This window comes from Tardiphaga robiniae (assembly GCF_013359755.1).
GTDB lineage: Bacteria > Pseudomonadota > Alphaproteobacteria > Rhizobiales > Xanthobacteraceae > Tardiphaga > Tardiphaga robiniae.
The window spans coordinates 1-14,594 of record NZ_JABMCJ010000063.1 but is presented as its reverse complement, the minus strand read 5'-3'; the positions used below and the strand labels follow the sequence as shown (position 1 = coordinate 14,594).

Here is a 14,594-nt window from a genome sequence, read left to right as displayed (position 1 = left end):
CCGTTTCTATTTTTCACGCGCCTTGTCGAGCAACGAGCCGACTACGACGGTGTTAAAGTCCGGCACCTTGACGTCCGGCCGCACCAGCTTGTTGTCGATCGCCCATTTCGCCTGCGTCTGCAGTTCGGCGACGAGATCCGCGCGTTCGAGATCGATATTGAAGCGGGTGCGCGGCAGGAAGTTGCGGACGATCTCCGGATCGACCTTGATGCGCTCGGCGATCAGCGCTGCTGCGGCATTCGGATCCTTCTTGATGAGGTCGTTGGCATCGATCAGCGACTTCAGTACCTTCACGAGCAGGTCGGGATTCTTGTCGATGGTCGATTGCAGCGCGATCACGGTGGAAAATCCGACATAGAGTCCGGGCGAGCGGATCGCATGGAACTTGTCGCCGCCCTGCCTGAGCGCGAGCGAGATATGTGGCTCGGTCCAGATGAAGCCGTCGACCGCCCCGTTCGACAGGCTGGTGACGAAATCGCCGGGATTGAGACTAACGGCGGTGATGTCCGCAAAAGTCAGGTTCGCTTCCTTCAGCAGCTTCGACAGGTAGTAGTGTGCGTTGGTGCCTTGCGAATAGCCGATCTTGCGGCCCTTGATGTCCTTGATCGTCTTGATGTCCTTGACGGCGACAAGGTCGAAGGATTCCTGGCGATTCAGCGTGGCGATGATGCGCACCGGCAGGCCGTTGAGATTCGCGAACAGTACCGGCGTTTCGGCTGCGGTCGCCACCACCACGCCGCCGCCGACCAGAGCGTCGAGTGCGAGGCGGCCGCTGGCGAAGATCGTGGTCTTGGGCGTGAGGCCCTGCTTGTCCCAGGTCTTGGCCTGATCGGCGACGAAGAACTGGCCCCAACCCATGGAGAGGCCGGCGCCGATCGTCACATCCTCCGCGCGCGCCGTCGCAGCCGAGGCGATGAATGCCGCGCCCAGCACCAACGCGGTGCGGGCCAATCGCCTGGCATGGCCGAAAAACCGTTCTGAATTCGTCACGTCACAAGCTCCTTGTTGAGTATGGGGGGCGCGATGCCAAGACCGCGCGTACCGAGCGGCAGTCCGGAATGCTGGTGAAACCGGCCGGCCAGCCGTGCGAGGCTGCGGTCGGACAGAGCTGGGCCGATCAGCGTCACGCCTTGCGGTAGGCCGTTCGGCAGGAAGCCCGAGGGCACGGCGACCGCGGCGAGATCGGCCAGATTGACGAATGTGGTGTAGGTGCCGATACGGGCATTGAGGGCGATGGGATCGGCTGCAATCTCGCCGATCCTGTAGGTGGAGGGCGTCGTCGGCACGAAGAGAACGTCGATGTCGCGCCACCCGACGTCGATCTTCTGCTTCAGTTCGGCGAGACGCTGCTGACCTGCAAAGACCTGCGCGCCCGTGATTTGCGTACCGCCCAGCAGAATGTCGCGAGTGACTGGCAGCACGGCGTCGATGTTGCGGTCAAGGAACGGTTTCAGCGCGCCGTAGCGATCAGCGAGCCATGGACCGAGGAACAGCATGTCGTTGATTTCGCGAAACGGCGCGAAGTCGATCTCGACGCGCACGCCGCCGATCGCCGTGAGGCGCGCGACGGCGGCATCGAATAGTGCGGCCGCCGCCGTGTCGCCGAAGAACTCTAGCCAGGGCGCCGCGGGCACGCCGAAGCGGAACGACGGCCATGCGTCCGCTTCGCGTAGCGTCAGCGGCCGCGCGAACGGGTCTTCCGGATCATGCGCGCGGATGACGTCGAAGCCAGCCTGCGCGTCGGCGACGGTGAGCGCGAACACCGAGATCGTTTCGATGGAGCGACAAGCCGGCACCGTGCCGACACCGCTGATGAGGCCGCGCGTCGGCTTGAGACCGACCACGTTGGTGAGCGCGGCGGGCACGCGGCCCGAACCGCCGGTGTCGGTGCCGAGCGCCAGGCTGACGAGACCGACCGCGACCGAGACGGCGGCACCCGAACTCGATCCGCCCGGAATGTAGTCGGCATCGAACGGGTTGCGTGCCACGCCATAGGGCGAGCGGACGCCCACGAGCCCGGTGGCGAACTGATCCATATTGGTCTTGCCGATCAAGATCGCCCCTGCCGCCAGCAGCCGCGCGACCGCAGGACTATGCCGGGTAGGGACATAGGAATAGCCGGGGCAGGCCGATGTCGTAGGAAGCCCGGCGACGTCGATGCAGTCCTTCACGCTGAAAGGCACGCCCCAGAGCGACGCGGCCGCGCGATCGGAGGTCGACTGTCCTTCGAGTTCACGCGCACGGGCGAAGATCGCGTCGCGTCCGACATGCCCGATCCAGACGCCATCATCTCCGCGCGCTGTGATCGTGTCGAGGATCGACTCCACCACTCGCGAAGGTGTCAGCGATCCATCCGCATAGGCGGCCGAAAGCTTCGGCAGATCGAGTTCGATTTCAGATGCAGGGTAGCTCACGTGGGATCCTTCGGTGTTGCGAAGGGCCGCGCGATCTCGAAGGCCCGCGCTGCGCGCAGGACCTTCGCATCATCAAATTTCGCACCGATCAGTTGCAGGCCGACCGGCAGACCCGCCGCGGTCAGTCCGGCCGGAATCGATGCCGCTGGCTGCTGCGTCAGATTGAACGGATAGGTGAAGGGCGAGCGAATGGGCCGCGTGGCAAGATCGGCCTGCGATGCATCGATGGCTGAAGCAGGAAATGCCGTAGAGGGCGTGATCAGCAGATCCCAGGACTGATGGAAGCGACTGAAGTGCCGACCCAGCGCCTCTCGCTGATCGATGGCCTTCACGTAGGACACGACGTCGATCGCGCGGCCCTGTTCGGCTGCGGCCAGTAGGCCGGCCTCGCTGAGATTACGCCGTTCTGGGGCGAAGCTGTCCACCAGTTTCGCGGCGCCGGCCTGCCAGAAAGTCAGGAAGATGGGCAGCGGATCCTCGATGCCGGGATCGACGCGCTCGACGATGGCGCCGAGATCGACGAAAACCTTGACTGCTTTCTCGGCGATGGTTGCGACTTCGGGATCGACCGTTGCGTAGCCGAGGGCCGGGCTATATGCGATGCGCAAACCCTTGACGCCGTCCTCAAGCCCGCTCTGCCACGCCACGTCCTGCGGCGGCAATGCATTCCAGTCGCGCAGGTCGGACCGCGCGATGACGTCGAGCAGCAGCGCGGCATCGCGCACCGAGCGGGTGAGTGGGGTGACGTGAAACAACGTGCCGTTCTGCGACGGCGGATAGACCGGCACGCGGCCGAATGTCTGCTTGAAGCCGAAGGCGCCGCTATGTGCAGCGGGAAGCCGCGTCGAGCCGCCGCCATCGGTTGCTACATGCAGCGGGCCGAAGCCGATCGCCGCCGCGGCGCCCGAGCCGCCGCTGCTGCCGCCCGGTGTGTGCGCTGTATTCCAGGGATTGCGGGTAATGCCGGTAAGCGGGCTGTCGCCGAGCCCCTTCCAGCCGAATTCGGAAGTGGTGGTCTTGCCGAGCACGACGGCGCCGTGCTCGCGCAGGCGCGCGGTCGCCGGCGAATCTTCGTTCCATTCCTGGTTCGGATCGACCGCGCGGCTGCCGCGCAGCGTTGGCCAACCCTTCGCCAGGATCAGGTCCTTGAGCGCAACCGGAACACCGTCGATCAGACCTGCCGGTTCACCGCGGTGCCAACGTTGTTCAGATTTTTCAGCGGATGCGAGTGCAGAGTCTGCATCAAGCAAGGCAAATGCATTGATTTTCGGCTCCAGCCGTTGAATGCGATCGAGAATTGCGCGCGTGACTTCGACAGGTGACAGTTGTCGCTGACGGTAGAGCTCAACAAGTTCGACAGCGGAAAGAAATGCGACGTCTGCGCCGCTCGTTGCACCCGATACATTCGCCTGACCAGCAGTGCTCTGGATTGCCATGCCTCATCCCCTTGTGTGCTTGACAAGACAATGGGTAGGCGTCGCGACATCCGCCTTGCAGCAATTAATTGCCGAATTGAGCTGCGAGGCGATATTCGAACTGCGGCGACTGTCATGCGCAGTTTTCGAGAACAAAGATATTGCGAAAGCATTCTCTCAGAGAGCAGATCGACGCCTGCTCGCCAGATTGGCGGCGGTGAGGTGTGGGCGCGGAATGCCGTGGAAGCGGTGCATCCGTTTATTCGGATGCAGCGTGGCGGTCGCCGCCTTCCTCCGCACGCTTTGATGCGCGCGCTGGTGGCCGTACTTTCGTCTGAAATCACTCCTACCGGCGTTCGGTGCCATCGTGGGTGATCAGCGTAGGCTGTCGGCGACGACATGGCGCGCCAGTACATTGTCATCGGGCAGGCCGATCGATATCCGCAGCCAGGTCGGCAGCGCGGGATAAGATTGCTTGATCGCGATGTCCCGTGCCGCAAGGGCTGCAGTCACATCACTGTGTCGCCGGCCGGCATCGAAGAATACGAAGTTGCCCTGCGCTGCGGAGAAGGAAACGCCGTTCGCGCGAAAGAAGGCATGCCAACTCTCACGCTCGGCGGCAACCGCGGTGCGCACTGCGGTGATATGTTCGCGATCGGCCAGACTTGCCTGAGCAGCGACGAGGCCGAGGCGGTTGAGGCCATGAAACGCGCCAATGCCGATCTGCCTGAGCGATCGGGCAAGCTCGGCAGGCGCCAGCACATAGCCGATGGCGAGACCGGCGAGGCCGTGGATCTTGGCGAAGGTCCTGAACACGACGATCTGATGGCCATCACGCACGAGGCCAGCCACGGTGCGCCGTTCCTGATCGAGCGTGTAGTCGAGATAGGCTTCGTCGACGATCACCAGCACGCGGTTCGATAGATCGCGGACGAATGCGATGAATTCCTCGGCCGGACTCACAGTGCCGCTCGGATTGTGCGGGTTGACGAGATAGACGGCACGGGTTCGCGCATTTACTGCGCCGGCGATGGCCGGAAGGTCGTTTTCGAGCCGATCATTCAGCGGCACGGCGATGATCTTGGCGCCGGCCGGCGCGACGGCGTCGACCAGCGCCGTATAGCCGGGCTCAGAATAAATGAACTCGCCGCCGGGGCCGCATTGCGCGGAGAGATACAGCCCGAGCACGTCGAGGATTTCGCCGAGCACTATCTGCTCCGGCGCGATACGTTCATGCGCGGCGATGGCGGCAGTCAGCTGGTCCAGCTCGGCGCCGACATAGCGGTCGAGATGGGCAACGTTCTCCTCGATGGCACGGAGTGCGCGCGGCGAAGGGCCGAACGGGCTCTCATTATGCGATAGGCGGATGATGGGGCGGGGTGCATCGGTCATGGTGGCGGACTATACGCGCTTTGCGGATTCAACGTACGTCATGGACGATGCGCCCGTCGACAATTGTGAGCAGACAGGAGAGATCCTTCAGCTCCGCCGGTGGCAGTGTCGTGGGGTCATCGGACAGCACCGCGAGATCCGCAGCGAAGCCGGGTTTCAGACGGCCCTTCCAGCCTTCGTCAAAAGTGAGCGCAGCGCCGGCGGCGGTGAAGAGTTCGAGCGCCGTATGGGCATCGAGGCGCTGATCAGGCCCGATCACGCGGCCGGTGGAGCGCTCCTCGCGGGCGCAGGTGGTCCACAGCGTGAAGAACGGATCGTAGGGAATATTGTCGGTGGCGATGGCCAGGGGAATACCGGCATCGAGGATGGCGCGATGCGGCACGACGCCATTGCCGCCATCGGCCTCGTTCAGATATTTGCTGCCGCCCTTCCAGAGATAATAAGTCGAGATCGTCGTCACATAGATGCCGAGCTCCTTGAGCGCGTGGATGTCCTCAGGCCGTGCACGGCCGATATGTTCGATGACCCAGCGGCGTTCAGCGATCGGATGTCGCTCGTTCACCGCCCGCAGCACCGGGACGATCTCGTGCAGCTGGTCGCCGACGATGGTGTGCAGGCGCAGGTCGAATTCGGCGGCGAGGAAGCACGCCTCGCGGAAGTCGGACGGCGACACCGCCTGTTCGACGAAGCCGGACCAGCCGGTGTCGGGCAGATGTGCGCGAGCGCAGCAGGCGACGATGGGATCACCACCATAGGCGATGTGGATGCCGGAGACGCGCAGCCAGCGGTCGCCGAGCCCGCTGCCGCGTGCCGTGGCGAGCCAGTCGCGCATGATGCGGCGCGTCTCGGTCAGGTCGTTCCAGCTCGGACTCAGCACGAGGCCCGCGCGGATAGTAAGTTCGTTCAGTTCCCACAGCCGGCGATAGACCGAGATGGTCTCGGCGGCGGAGCCGTGGCCTTCATAGATGCTGGTGGTGCCTTTGGCATTGTAGAGGCGCTGCGATCGCCGAACGCCTTCGAGGCGATCGGCGAAGTCGAAGCGCGGCACCGCGGGCAGGATGTCGAATTCCACCGTGGGGCGGTTGTTGTGCTCCACGATGATGCCGGTCGGTGCGCCCTGCGCATCGACTTCGATCTCCACGCCGCCGATGCGCGGGCGTGTGTCCGGTCCGATATTGTTGAGTTCGAGCCCGCGCGAATTGAGGGCCGAGTGGCCCGGCGGCTTGCCCCAGTTGCCGAACACGCCCTGGATATAGACGGGATGATCGGGTGCTGCGGCGTCGAGTTCGTGGCGGTTCGGCAGGCGTCGTTCCGCGAGCGAGGAGACGCCATCGAAAAAGAAGGGCGGCGTGCCTGCCGGCATGGTGACGATCCATTCGCCCGGTGGTGTGATCGCAGCAGCCTCGCGGATGCGGGCGAGGATGTCTCCGACAGACTTGGCGCCAGCGAGTGAGGGGCGCAGCGTCTTCAGCCCCTCACGCTCCATATGCGCATGAGTGTCGTTGAAGCCCGGGATGACACAGGTGCCCTGCAGGTCGATCCGTTTGGCATCCGGCGCGGCGGCGCGCACGGCGTCGCGGTCGCCCACGGCCACGATCACGTTGCCGTCGATCGCGATAGCCTGCGCGGTGGGCCGTTCGCGGTCGAACGTCCAGATCTTCGCATTCTCGAAGATCCGCTGTCGCAGTGCAGGCGTTGTCATGACGCCGCGTACCAGGGGAACAGCCAGCGCGCCAGCGCGACGAAAACGCGGTCGGCGAGAAAGCCGAAGGTGCCGAGCAGCGCGAGGCCGATAAACATGATGTCGACGCGGAACAACTGATGCCCTTGCGACATCATATAGGCGACGCCGGCCGATGCGCCGGACAGTTCGGCGGCGACCAGCACGATCAACGACACGGCGATGGACTGGCGGATGCCCGACAGGATGAAGGGAAGCGCGGCCGGCAACACCACCAGCAGCAGCGTGTCCCGGCGGCTGGCGCCGAGACAGGCGGCGGAGCGCAGATAGATCAGATTGATGTCACGCACGCCGATGAAGGTGGTGATCCAGATCGGAAAGAACGCGCCCCATGCAACCAGCACCACCTTCGACGGTTCACCGATGCCGAACCACAGCACGCAGAGCGGCACCAGCGCGATAGTCGGAATGGCGCGAAAGCCGTGCAGCAGCGGCTCGGTGAGATATTGCAGCCAGCGGACACGCGCGGTGACGAGGCCGAGCATGATGCCCGAAGCGAGCGCGATGGCGAAGCCGAGCCCGGCGCGCTGCAGGCTGATGGCGATGTTGCGGCCGATCTCGCCCGAGGTCAGCATCGGGATGAAGGCCTGCAACACGGTGCTTGGCGGCGGGAACAGGACTTCGTTGACCCAGTCCGAATAGCGCGGGATCACTTCCCAGATCGCGATGAACAGCATGAGGCCGAGGATGTTCAGGGTCAGCCGCGTGAGCTGGGCCTTCCGCCGTGCGTGTTCGTTGGCGGCACGGAATTGGGCCTCGAAGGAGGGCGACGCCGGATGCGTATTGTCGGACAGATCGATATCTGAAATCGTCGTCATGCGGCCCTTCGCGTGCCATTGGTCAGCTCGCCGGAGATCGAGCCGTAGAGTTCACCGAACGCTGCCGAGCCGCGGTCGCGGGGATAGTCGGCGTCGATGATGCGCTCCGAGACGATGGCGCCGGGATGCGGCGCCATCACGACGACGCGCTGGGCGAGGAAGATCGCCTCGTCGATATTGTGGGTGACGAAGACGACCGAGACGCCGGTTTCCTTCCACAGCCGCAGCAGATCGTCCTGCAGCGTCTGCCGCGTCATCGCATCGACGGCAGCGAACGGCTCGTCCATCAGCAGGACTTTCGGTTCGACCACGAGCGCACGCGCGACGGCGACGCGCTGGCGCATGCCGCCGGATAGTTCATGCGGATATTTGTCGGCGGCGGCGAGCAGACCGACGCGGCCGAGCGCATCAAGCGCCAGTTGCCTGCGCGCGCCGCGCGACAGCGGCTTGGCACGCAGGCCGAATTCGACATTCTGCCGCGCGGTCATCCAGGCGAACAACGCATATTCCTGGAATACGACGCCGCGGTCGGGGCCCGGACCCAGAATTGGCTGCTGCTGGAATGCGACGCTGCCGCGGCTTGGCTGCAGGAAGCCGGCGATCAGGTGCAGCAGCGTGGTCTTGCCGCAGCCCGACGGCCCGATCAGACAGACGAACTCGCCATCGCCGATCTGCAGCGAAACGTCGCGGAGCGCCCAGGTGGGAGCGCCGTCGCGTCCAGCATAGATTTGCGAGACGCCTGAGACGTCGATCAGCGATGCAGTGCCTCGGCTCACGTCAGGGTCACGCGGTCTGGCTGCGCAGCCTTGACCGGCGCGTCGACGACAAGGCTGCGCAGCAGCGGACGCAATTCGCCCTTCGGGGGCTTTGCAAGTCCGGCATCGATCGCCCATTGGGCCTGGCTAACGAGATCGTCGACGAAGCGATCGTCGAAGGTGAGCTTGAAAGTGAAAGTCGAGGTTGCCTCGGTGATGTCGCCGGCTGGCGTCTTGATCCGGTCGGCGATGATCTGCGGCCAGTTTTTATCGCTGGCAATGCGAGCTTCGGCTTGCAGGAATACCTTTACCGCAGTGTTGACCAAATCCGGCTTCTCCTTGAGCACGCGCTCGGTGGTAAGAAGGAGTTGGTGGCTCTGGAAGTGTTTCTCTATCCCGTCGAGCGTCATTTCATCGACCTGGCCGTTCGACTGCTTCTGTGCCACGCCGACGGTCTGGCTGGTCCAGGCAAAGCCATCGATATCGCCGCGCGCCAGCGCCGTCGTCATGTTATTCGGCGCGAGATCGACGACGGTGACGTCCTGCAGCTTAAGGCCGGCGAGTTCGAGATATTTGGCGAGAAAGAATTGGCCCGACGTGCCGATGCGGGTGGCAATCTTGCGACCCTTCAGGCTTGCGGGATTCTTCGGATCGATAGCGCCACCTTTGCGCACTGCAAGCTTCATGTCGCGCGAGTAGCGGCTGTAGTTGATCACGGCGACGGGACGCAGTCCGGTCAGGGCGGCGAACATCAGCGGCGTGTCGGTGGAGGCGGAGAAATCGGCTGAGCCGGACAGCAGTGCCTGCATGGCATCGCGCCCGGTCTCGAAGGATGACGTCGTGAGGTCGACATCGGCTTTTTCCCACAGGCCGGCTGCTTCGGCGACATAGGGGAGGGCCCAAGTGTAGCCGGTGCTGCCATAAGCGAGCACGGCCTTGCTATGCGTCTGCGCGATGGCCGGAGCGCCGAGAAGACCGGTGGCGGCCGTAGCGCCTGCGCCGATCAGAAGATTGCGGCGGCTGAGCGAAGGAAGGTGAACGCCTCGGCGGGAAGTTGTCACGTATCGGATCCTGGGTTGGTTGGCAAAATGTCGATGTCGTCGGTCGCAAATATCCGTGCTTCGGCGCGCCGCATCCGCCGGTACACCGCGAGCCGGTTCGGCCTCCTGTGCTGCACGAGCCGCGGTCGCATCGTTCGCCGCAATGGTGAGCGGACTGTGCGAGCGCGCAGAAGATACGTTGCGCAGACGGCCTGCGGCAATTTCGGATATGCAGCATTTCTTGGATGAAGTTTCTGTCCGAAAGCGTGTCGGGAGAACAACGGACCTACTCTTAGGGTAGCGCGCCGGAGGCCTTTCACTTCACCGCACGCGTTGGCCGTCCGCCCATTGACGGATCAGGGCCAGCACGCGTTGCTCGGCCTTGAGGGCGGAGCGCAGTTGCGGACGATCGGGGCGCTGTGTCCGCAGCGTTCGCCGCAGCCGGACACAGCGGTCCAGCGAGCGCGAGACCTGCGTGCGCGCCCGCATCGCCAATGGAATGGCGTCGCAGGCGGCGAATGCCGCCCGTGTGTCCGCTTCGTCGAGATCGACGGGATCGCGCTCATAGCGTCGCTTGAGCGGAAAATCGATCATCACAATCTCCCACCCAGTACGATCCGAACAACCGGAATCGTTGCCTTATGCTTTCGGCGATCCATCGGCATGTCGCGGCGTCCAGAATTTCTCGAGCTTGAGACTGGCAAGTGCCTCGTGGATTGGCGCCGCAAGCACCCATTCTTTCACGTCGATATCGCTGCGGATCAGCTTTTCGGACTTGGAGAAATCGACGACATCCTGGAATTGGGCCAGCAGGAATTCGTCAACGAGCGGATTGAACGCCTCCTTGAGCGACTGGCCGTGGAATTCCTCCTGCAGGGCCTCGTAGGGCGTGCCGGATTTCGACCAGATACGCAACGCCTCGTCGCGATTGGCTTCGTCGCCGATCCACGCGACCGCCTTGAGAAGGCCGGTGACGACGCGGCGTGTGGCGTCGGGATATTTCTCGCGGAACTGATCTGTGACGAGAATGCCGCCGAAGCCGGTGGCCTTCAAGCCGATGTCCTTCGACGTATAGAAGATATCGACGATGCCCTTCTCGCGCAGCGACAGCACCGAGCTCGAACCGATGCTGGCATCGACGCTGCCGGCGGCCAGCGCAGCGAGTTGATCGGCAGTCTTGAGATCGACGACGGTCAGGTCCTTGGCCGATAGACCGTTTGCCTGCAGCGCGCGCAGGAACGCCCAATGCAGGATGGTGCCCTTCTGGAAGGTGACCTTGCGCCCCTTGAGATCCTTGATCGAATGGATCGGCAGTCCCTTGCGCGCGGCGCCGAAAATCGTGGTGGGACCGTAATTCAAGAGCACGCGGGTGGGCAGACCGTTGGCGCGGCCGATCACGTTCGGCAATGCGCCGTACTGAGCGAAATCGATCCGTCCGTTGGCGATGCCTTCATTGACGGCGGGGCCGGTGCCCGCGAGATAGGTCCATTCCAGCTTGACCGGTGTGTCCTTGAATTCGTTGGCGATGAAGTCTTTGGCCTGGGCGACGCCGAAGGTCGCCACACCGTAAGGCTGTCCGAAGCCGGCACCGAAGGCGCCGAAGCGGATGGTGTCCGGAGTATCGGTGGCGGCGGGGGCCACTGTGCCGGCTGCCAGCAGCGCGGCTGCGCCGGCGGTGAAACTGCGTCGCGTGATCTTATCCATGATGGTTGCTCTTGGTTTCAGTGTCGGAGATCGGCGAGAACGCGCTGTTTGAGCGCGACGAAATCGGGCGCGGCGCGATCGCGCGCCGCCAGTTCGACCGGGATGACGCTGCGGATGCGGCCGGGGCGCGGCTCCATCACCACGATACGGGTGGAGAGATAGACGGCTTCCTCGACGTCGTGGGTCACCATGATCACGGTGGTCCGCTGCGCCTCCCAGATGTCCAGCAGCGCGTCCTGAAGCCGCGTGCGGTTCAGCGAGTCGAGAGCGCCGAGCGGTTCGTCCAGCAACAAGATTGCAGGCCGCCGAACCAGCGCACGCGCAATCGCCGCGCGCTGTGCCATTCCGCCAGATAACTGCGCAGGGCGTGCCCGCTCGAAGCCGGACAGGCCGACCAGTGCAATGGCGTCGCGGACGCGTTGTGCCTTCTCTTCCGCCGGCAGCGGAAAGGCATCGAGCGCAAGCGTGATATTCTCTGTCAGCGTCAGCCACGGAAACAGCCGATGATCCTGAAACACGATTCCGCGATCGGCGCCGGGGCCGCTCACCTGCGTGCCGCCGAGCAGGATCTCGCCGCGATAGACGTCGTCGAGCCCGACGATGAGGCGCAGCAGTGTGGACTTGCCGCAGCCGGAGGCGCCGACGATGCTGACGAATTCGCCGGGCAGCACGGACAGCGACACATCCTGCAACACGGGCAGGGGAGTCTCGTCGACCACATAGCTCTTGGTGACATGCCGGATCGCAAGTTCGGTGAATTCTGTCATGCGGTTTCCATCACGTCAGGCCTGAAGCGCGCATCAAGGCCAGCGACGACAGCCGACGACACACACGTGTCGCTAGATAGCCGGTGGCCGCGAGCGCGATGACGCCGATGATGACAATGTCCATGCGAAACTGTTCACGCCCTTCGGAAACGAAGGTGCCGATGCCGCGCCCGTTGCCGATCGCGTATTCCGCGCCGACGGTGCCGATCCACGCACTAATCAGCGCGATCTCGATGCCGATGGTGATGGCCGGAAGCGCCGCGGGAAGCAGCACACGGCGGATCTCCTGCCGACGCGACAGGCTGAGCACGCGCGACACTTCGCGATAGGATGTCGGCACGTTGCGTAGGCCGGTGGCGGTGTTCAGCGCGACCGGGAAGAAGGCGGACAGCGCGATATAGACGATCTTGCTGGCCTCGCCGTTGCCGAACCAGGCGGTGAGCAGCGGGATCCAGGCGAACAGCGTGATCTGGCGCAGCGCATGGAAAGAGCCGCCACTGGCGCGCTCGACAGTGGAGGAGAGGCCCATCGCAGCGCCAAGCGCGAGGCCGAGCAGGATGCCGATGCCGGTCCCGACAGCGTAACGCAACACGCTGGCAGCGATGGCTCGCCAGATCTCGCGGCCGGCCGCATCGTCGAACGGAGCGAGCAGAATCCGCTCGGGCTGAATGGCGAGCGGACTTGACAGCCAGCCGACATGTATCGACCAGACCCAGACGAGCGCGAGGGCGAACGGCAAGACCAGACCGCGTGACCACGGCACTGCGCCGCCGCGCGCCGCTCGCAGAGCTTCGGAAAGTGTCGCGCCGCTCATGGGCGCGCCTCCCAGTGCTGCAGTCGCTGCTCGATCCGCGCAAGGCCGGTATCCATGGCGAGGCCGATCAGGCCGATCACCACCATACCGACGATGACGATGTCGATCTGGAACAGGGTGCGTCCCCACACCATCGTGTATCCGACGCCCTCGGTGGCGGCGAGCATCTCGACGACGATGAGCGCGATCCATGCATGGCTCAATGCGGTGCGCAGGCCGCTGAAAATGCCGGGAATGGTTGCGGGCAGGACGAGGCGGCGCAGATAGGATCGTGCTGGCAGCTGCAACACGCGCGCAACCTCGCGAAACGGGGCAGGGATCTGCTTGACGCTTTCGGACGTGGCAATGACGGTCGGGACGAAACTGGCCTTGGCGATGAGAACGAATTTGAGCGTCTCATCGAGACCAAAGATCAGCAGCAGGATCGGCAGCCAGCCGAGCGACGGAATCTGCGCGAGCAGTCTGAAGGTCAGTCCGCAATAGGCCTCGACGGTGCGCGATAGGCCGAGCAGCGCGCCGAGGACGAGGCCGCTGCCGGCGCCGATGGCGAAACCGATTCCGATCCGCCACAGGCTGACGCGAAGCCCGTCGACGATCTCGCCGCCGCGGATCAGGTCGATGGCCGTGGTCGCCACCAGTAGCGGCGGCGGCAGGATCTGCACCGGCAGAAGCCGCAGCGATGCCGCGCATTGCCATGCGATGAGGACGATCAGTGGAATCGCGAGTGGCAGCAGCCGATGGCCGACCGCGCGCGCCGTCCAGATGCGGCGAACGGCGGGAAAGCGATCGACGACACGGTCGACGGCCACGGATCTGACGTTCATGCGAAGCTCCGGGACGCGCAATGCGTCCGACACCATCGGGTATTGTCAGTGGCCAAATAGCCGATAGCTGCGATCGATGCCGCGCTGATCCCGTGTTTCCTTGGTCCAGCCGATGGCGCGTCGATAACTGCCGAGTGCGTCGGTCTGCTTGAGCTCCGCGGCTTCGAGGCTGACTGATACATCCGCGAAGGGTGAGACGTAGAGCGAGTCCTCAGGGCAATACAGTTCGCACATGAAGCAGGTCTGGCAATCGTCCTGCCGGGCGATGACGGGCACGCCTTCGGTCTTGTCGAACACATTTGTCGGGCAGACACGGACGCAGATATTGCAGGAAGTGCAAGTTTCGGAATCGATAACTTCGATCATTCTGCGGCCTCCGCAAGAGATGCTTCGGCGTGCGGACGAACGGAGGTCCAGACCTCGTCGAGGCCGCCGGTGGTGATGTAGTGGCGCTGCGACGGATCCTGCTCGGGAAAGTCGTCTCGGCGATGCATGCCACGGGTTTCCTTGCGCGCCAGCGCGCTGCGATACATCCAGCGTGCCGTTGCCAGCATCGCGGCGCTTTCGCGCGCACGGACCGCGTCAATGCCCGACACGGCGCCTGCCTTGGTGGCGTCGTGCCAGAGTGTGTCCAGGCGCGCGAGCGATGCCGTCAGGCGACCAGCTTCGCGGAAATAGTTGATCTCGTACGGGAAGACCTCGTTCTGCACGGCTGTGGCAAGCGCCGCGCCGTTCAATGTCGGGCGCGTGCTTTCCTGCAGGCCCACGGTGCCGGCGCCCGTTGCATTCCGGCGGATACGGCGCGTGCCCTTGACGTAACGTGCTGCGCCCTGGCCCGACCAGTAGCCCGATGACATCGCCCAGGCCGCATTGTGGCTGCCGCCTCCGGTGAAGCCGCCGCAAATGAGCT

General features: G+C 64.2%; 14 protein-coding genes and 1 pseudogene. All 15 read right to left on the bottom strand.

What is annotated here, in order from left to right; genetic code table 11:
• Window positions 1-6: 6 nt before the first annotated feature.
• Window positions 7-990, bottom strand: a complete 984-nt coding sequence (locus HP556_RS01750; RefSeq protein ID WP_338117517.1) for an ABC transporter substrate-binding protein — start codon at window positions 988-990, stop codon at window positions 7-9.
• Window positions 987-2,414 (bottom strand): allophanate hydrolase, encoded by a 1,428-nt coding sequence (gene atzF, locus HP556_RS01745; protein WP_175365684.1) that lies wholly within the window; start codon window positions 2,412-2,414, stop codon window positions 987-989. Before atzF ends, HP556_RS01750 begins: the two co-directional genes overlap by 4 nt.
• The gene (locus HP556_RS01740; protein ID WP_175365683.1) at window positions 2,411-3,850 is read right to left on the bottom strand and encodes an amidase; all 1,440 of its coding nucleotides are present in this window, start codon (window positions 3,848-3,850) and stop codon (window positions 2,411-2,413) included. The genes atzF and HP556_RS01740 overlap by 4 nt, the downstream gene beginning before the upstream one ends.
• Window positions 3,851-4,204: 354 nt before the next feature.
• Window positions 4,205-5,221: a pyridoxal phosphate-dependent aminotransferase gene (locus tag HP556_RS01735; protein WP_175365682.1), complete on the bottom strand. Its 1,017-nt coding sequence runs from the start codon at window positions 5,219-5,221 to the stop codon at window positions 4,205-4,207.
• 28 nt (window positions 5,222-5,249) lie between these two features.
• Complete coding sequence (locus HP556_RS01730; protein WP_210269026.1) at window positions 5,250-6,923, bottom strand: amidohydrolase; 1,674 nt, start codon at window positions 6,921-6,923, stop codon at window positions 5,250-5,252.
• Window positions 6,920-7,780, bottom strand: coding sequence for an ABC transporter permease (locus HP556_RS01725; RefSeq protein WP_175365681.1), 861 nt, complete (start codon window positions 7,778-7,780; stop codon window positions 6,920-6,922). Before HP556_RS01725 ends, HP556_RS01730 begins: the two co-directional genes overlap by 4 nt.
• The gene (locus HP556_RS01720) at window positions 7,777-8,556 is read right to left on the bottom strand and encodes an ATP-binding cassette domain-containing protein (protein WP_175365673.1); all 780 of its coding nucleotides are present in this window, start codon (window positions 8,554-8,556) and stop codon (window positions 7,777-7,779) included. The genes HP556_RS01725 and HP556_RS01720 overlap by 4 nt, the downstream gene beginning before the upstream one ends.
• Window positions 8,553-9,596, bottom strand: coding sequence for an ABC transporter substrate-binding protein (locus HP556_RS01715; protein ID WP_338117516.1), 1,044 nt, complete (start codon window positions 9,594-9,596; stop codon window positions 8,553-8,555). The genes HP556_RS01720 and HP556_RS01715 overlap by 4 nt, the downstream gene beginning before the upstream one ends.
• Before the next feature lie 300 nt (window positions 9,597-9,896).
• Complete coding sequence (locus HP556_RS01710; protein ID WP_175365680.1) at window positions 9,897-10,169, bottom strand: hypothetical protein; 273 nt, start codon at window positions 10,167-10,169, stop codon at window positions 9,897-9,899.
• A 45-nt stretch (window positions 10,170-10,214) separates the two neighbouring features.
• Window positions 10,215-11,279, bottom strand: coding sequence for an ABC transporter substrate-binding protein (locus HP556_RS01705; protein ID WP_175365679.1), 1,065 nt, complete (start codon window positions 11,277-11,279; stop codon window positions 10,215-10,217).
• A 17-nt stretch (window positions 11,280-11,296) separates the two neighbouring features.
• Window positions 11,297-12,046: an ABC transporter ATP-binding protein gene (locus HP556_RS01700; protein ID WP_175365678.1), complete on the bottom strand. Its 750-nt coding sequence runs from the start codon at window positions 12,044-12,046 to the stop codon at window positions 11,297-11,299.
• Window positions 12,047-12,056: 10 nt separating this feature from the next.
• Window positions 12,057-12,860, bottom strand: a complete 804-nt coding sequence (locus tag HP556_RS01695) for an ABC transporter permease (RefSeq protein ID WP_175365677.1) — start codon at window positions 12,858-12,860, stop codon at window positions 12,057-12,059.
• Window positions 12,857-13,684, bottom strand: coding sequence for an ABC transporter permease (locus tag HP556_RS01690; RefSeq protein ID WP_175365676.1), 828 nt, complete (start codon window positions 13,682-13,684; stop codon window positions 12,857-12,859). Before HP556_RS01690 ends, HP556_RS01695 begins: the two co-directional genes overlap by 4 nt.
• Before the next feature lie 45 nt (window positions 13,685-13,729).
• Window positions 13,730-14,050: a 4Fe-4S dicluster domain-containing protein gene (locus tag HP556_RS01685; protein ID WP_175365675.1), complete on the bottom strand. Its 321-nt coding sequence runs from the start codon at window positions 14,048-14,050 to the stop codon at window positions 13,730-13,732.
• Window positions 14,047-14,594: pseudogene (locus tag HP556_RS01680) on the bottom strand (FAD-binding protein); the annotation flags it as partial. The pseudogene HP556_RS01680 and the gene HP556_RS01685, both read right to left, overlap by 4 nt.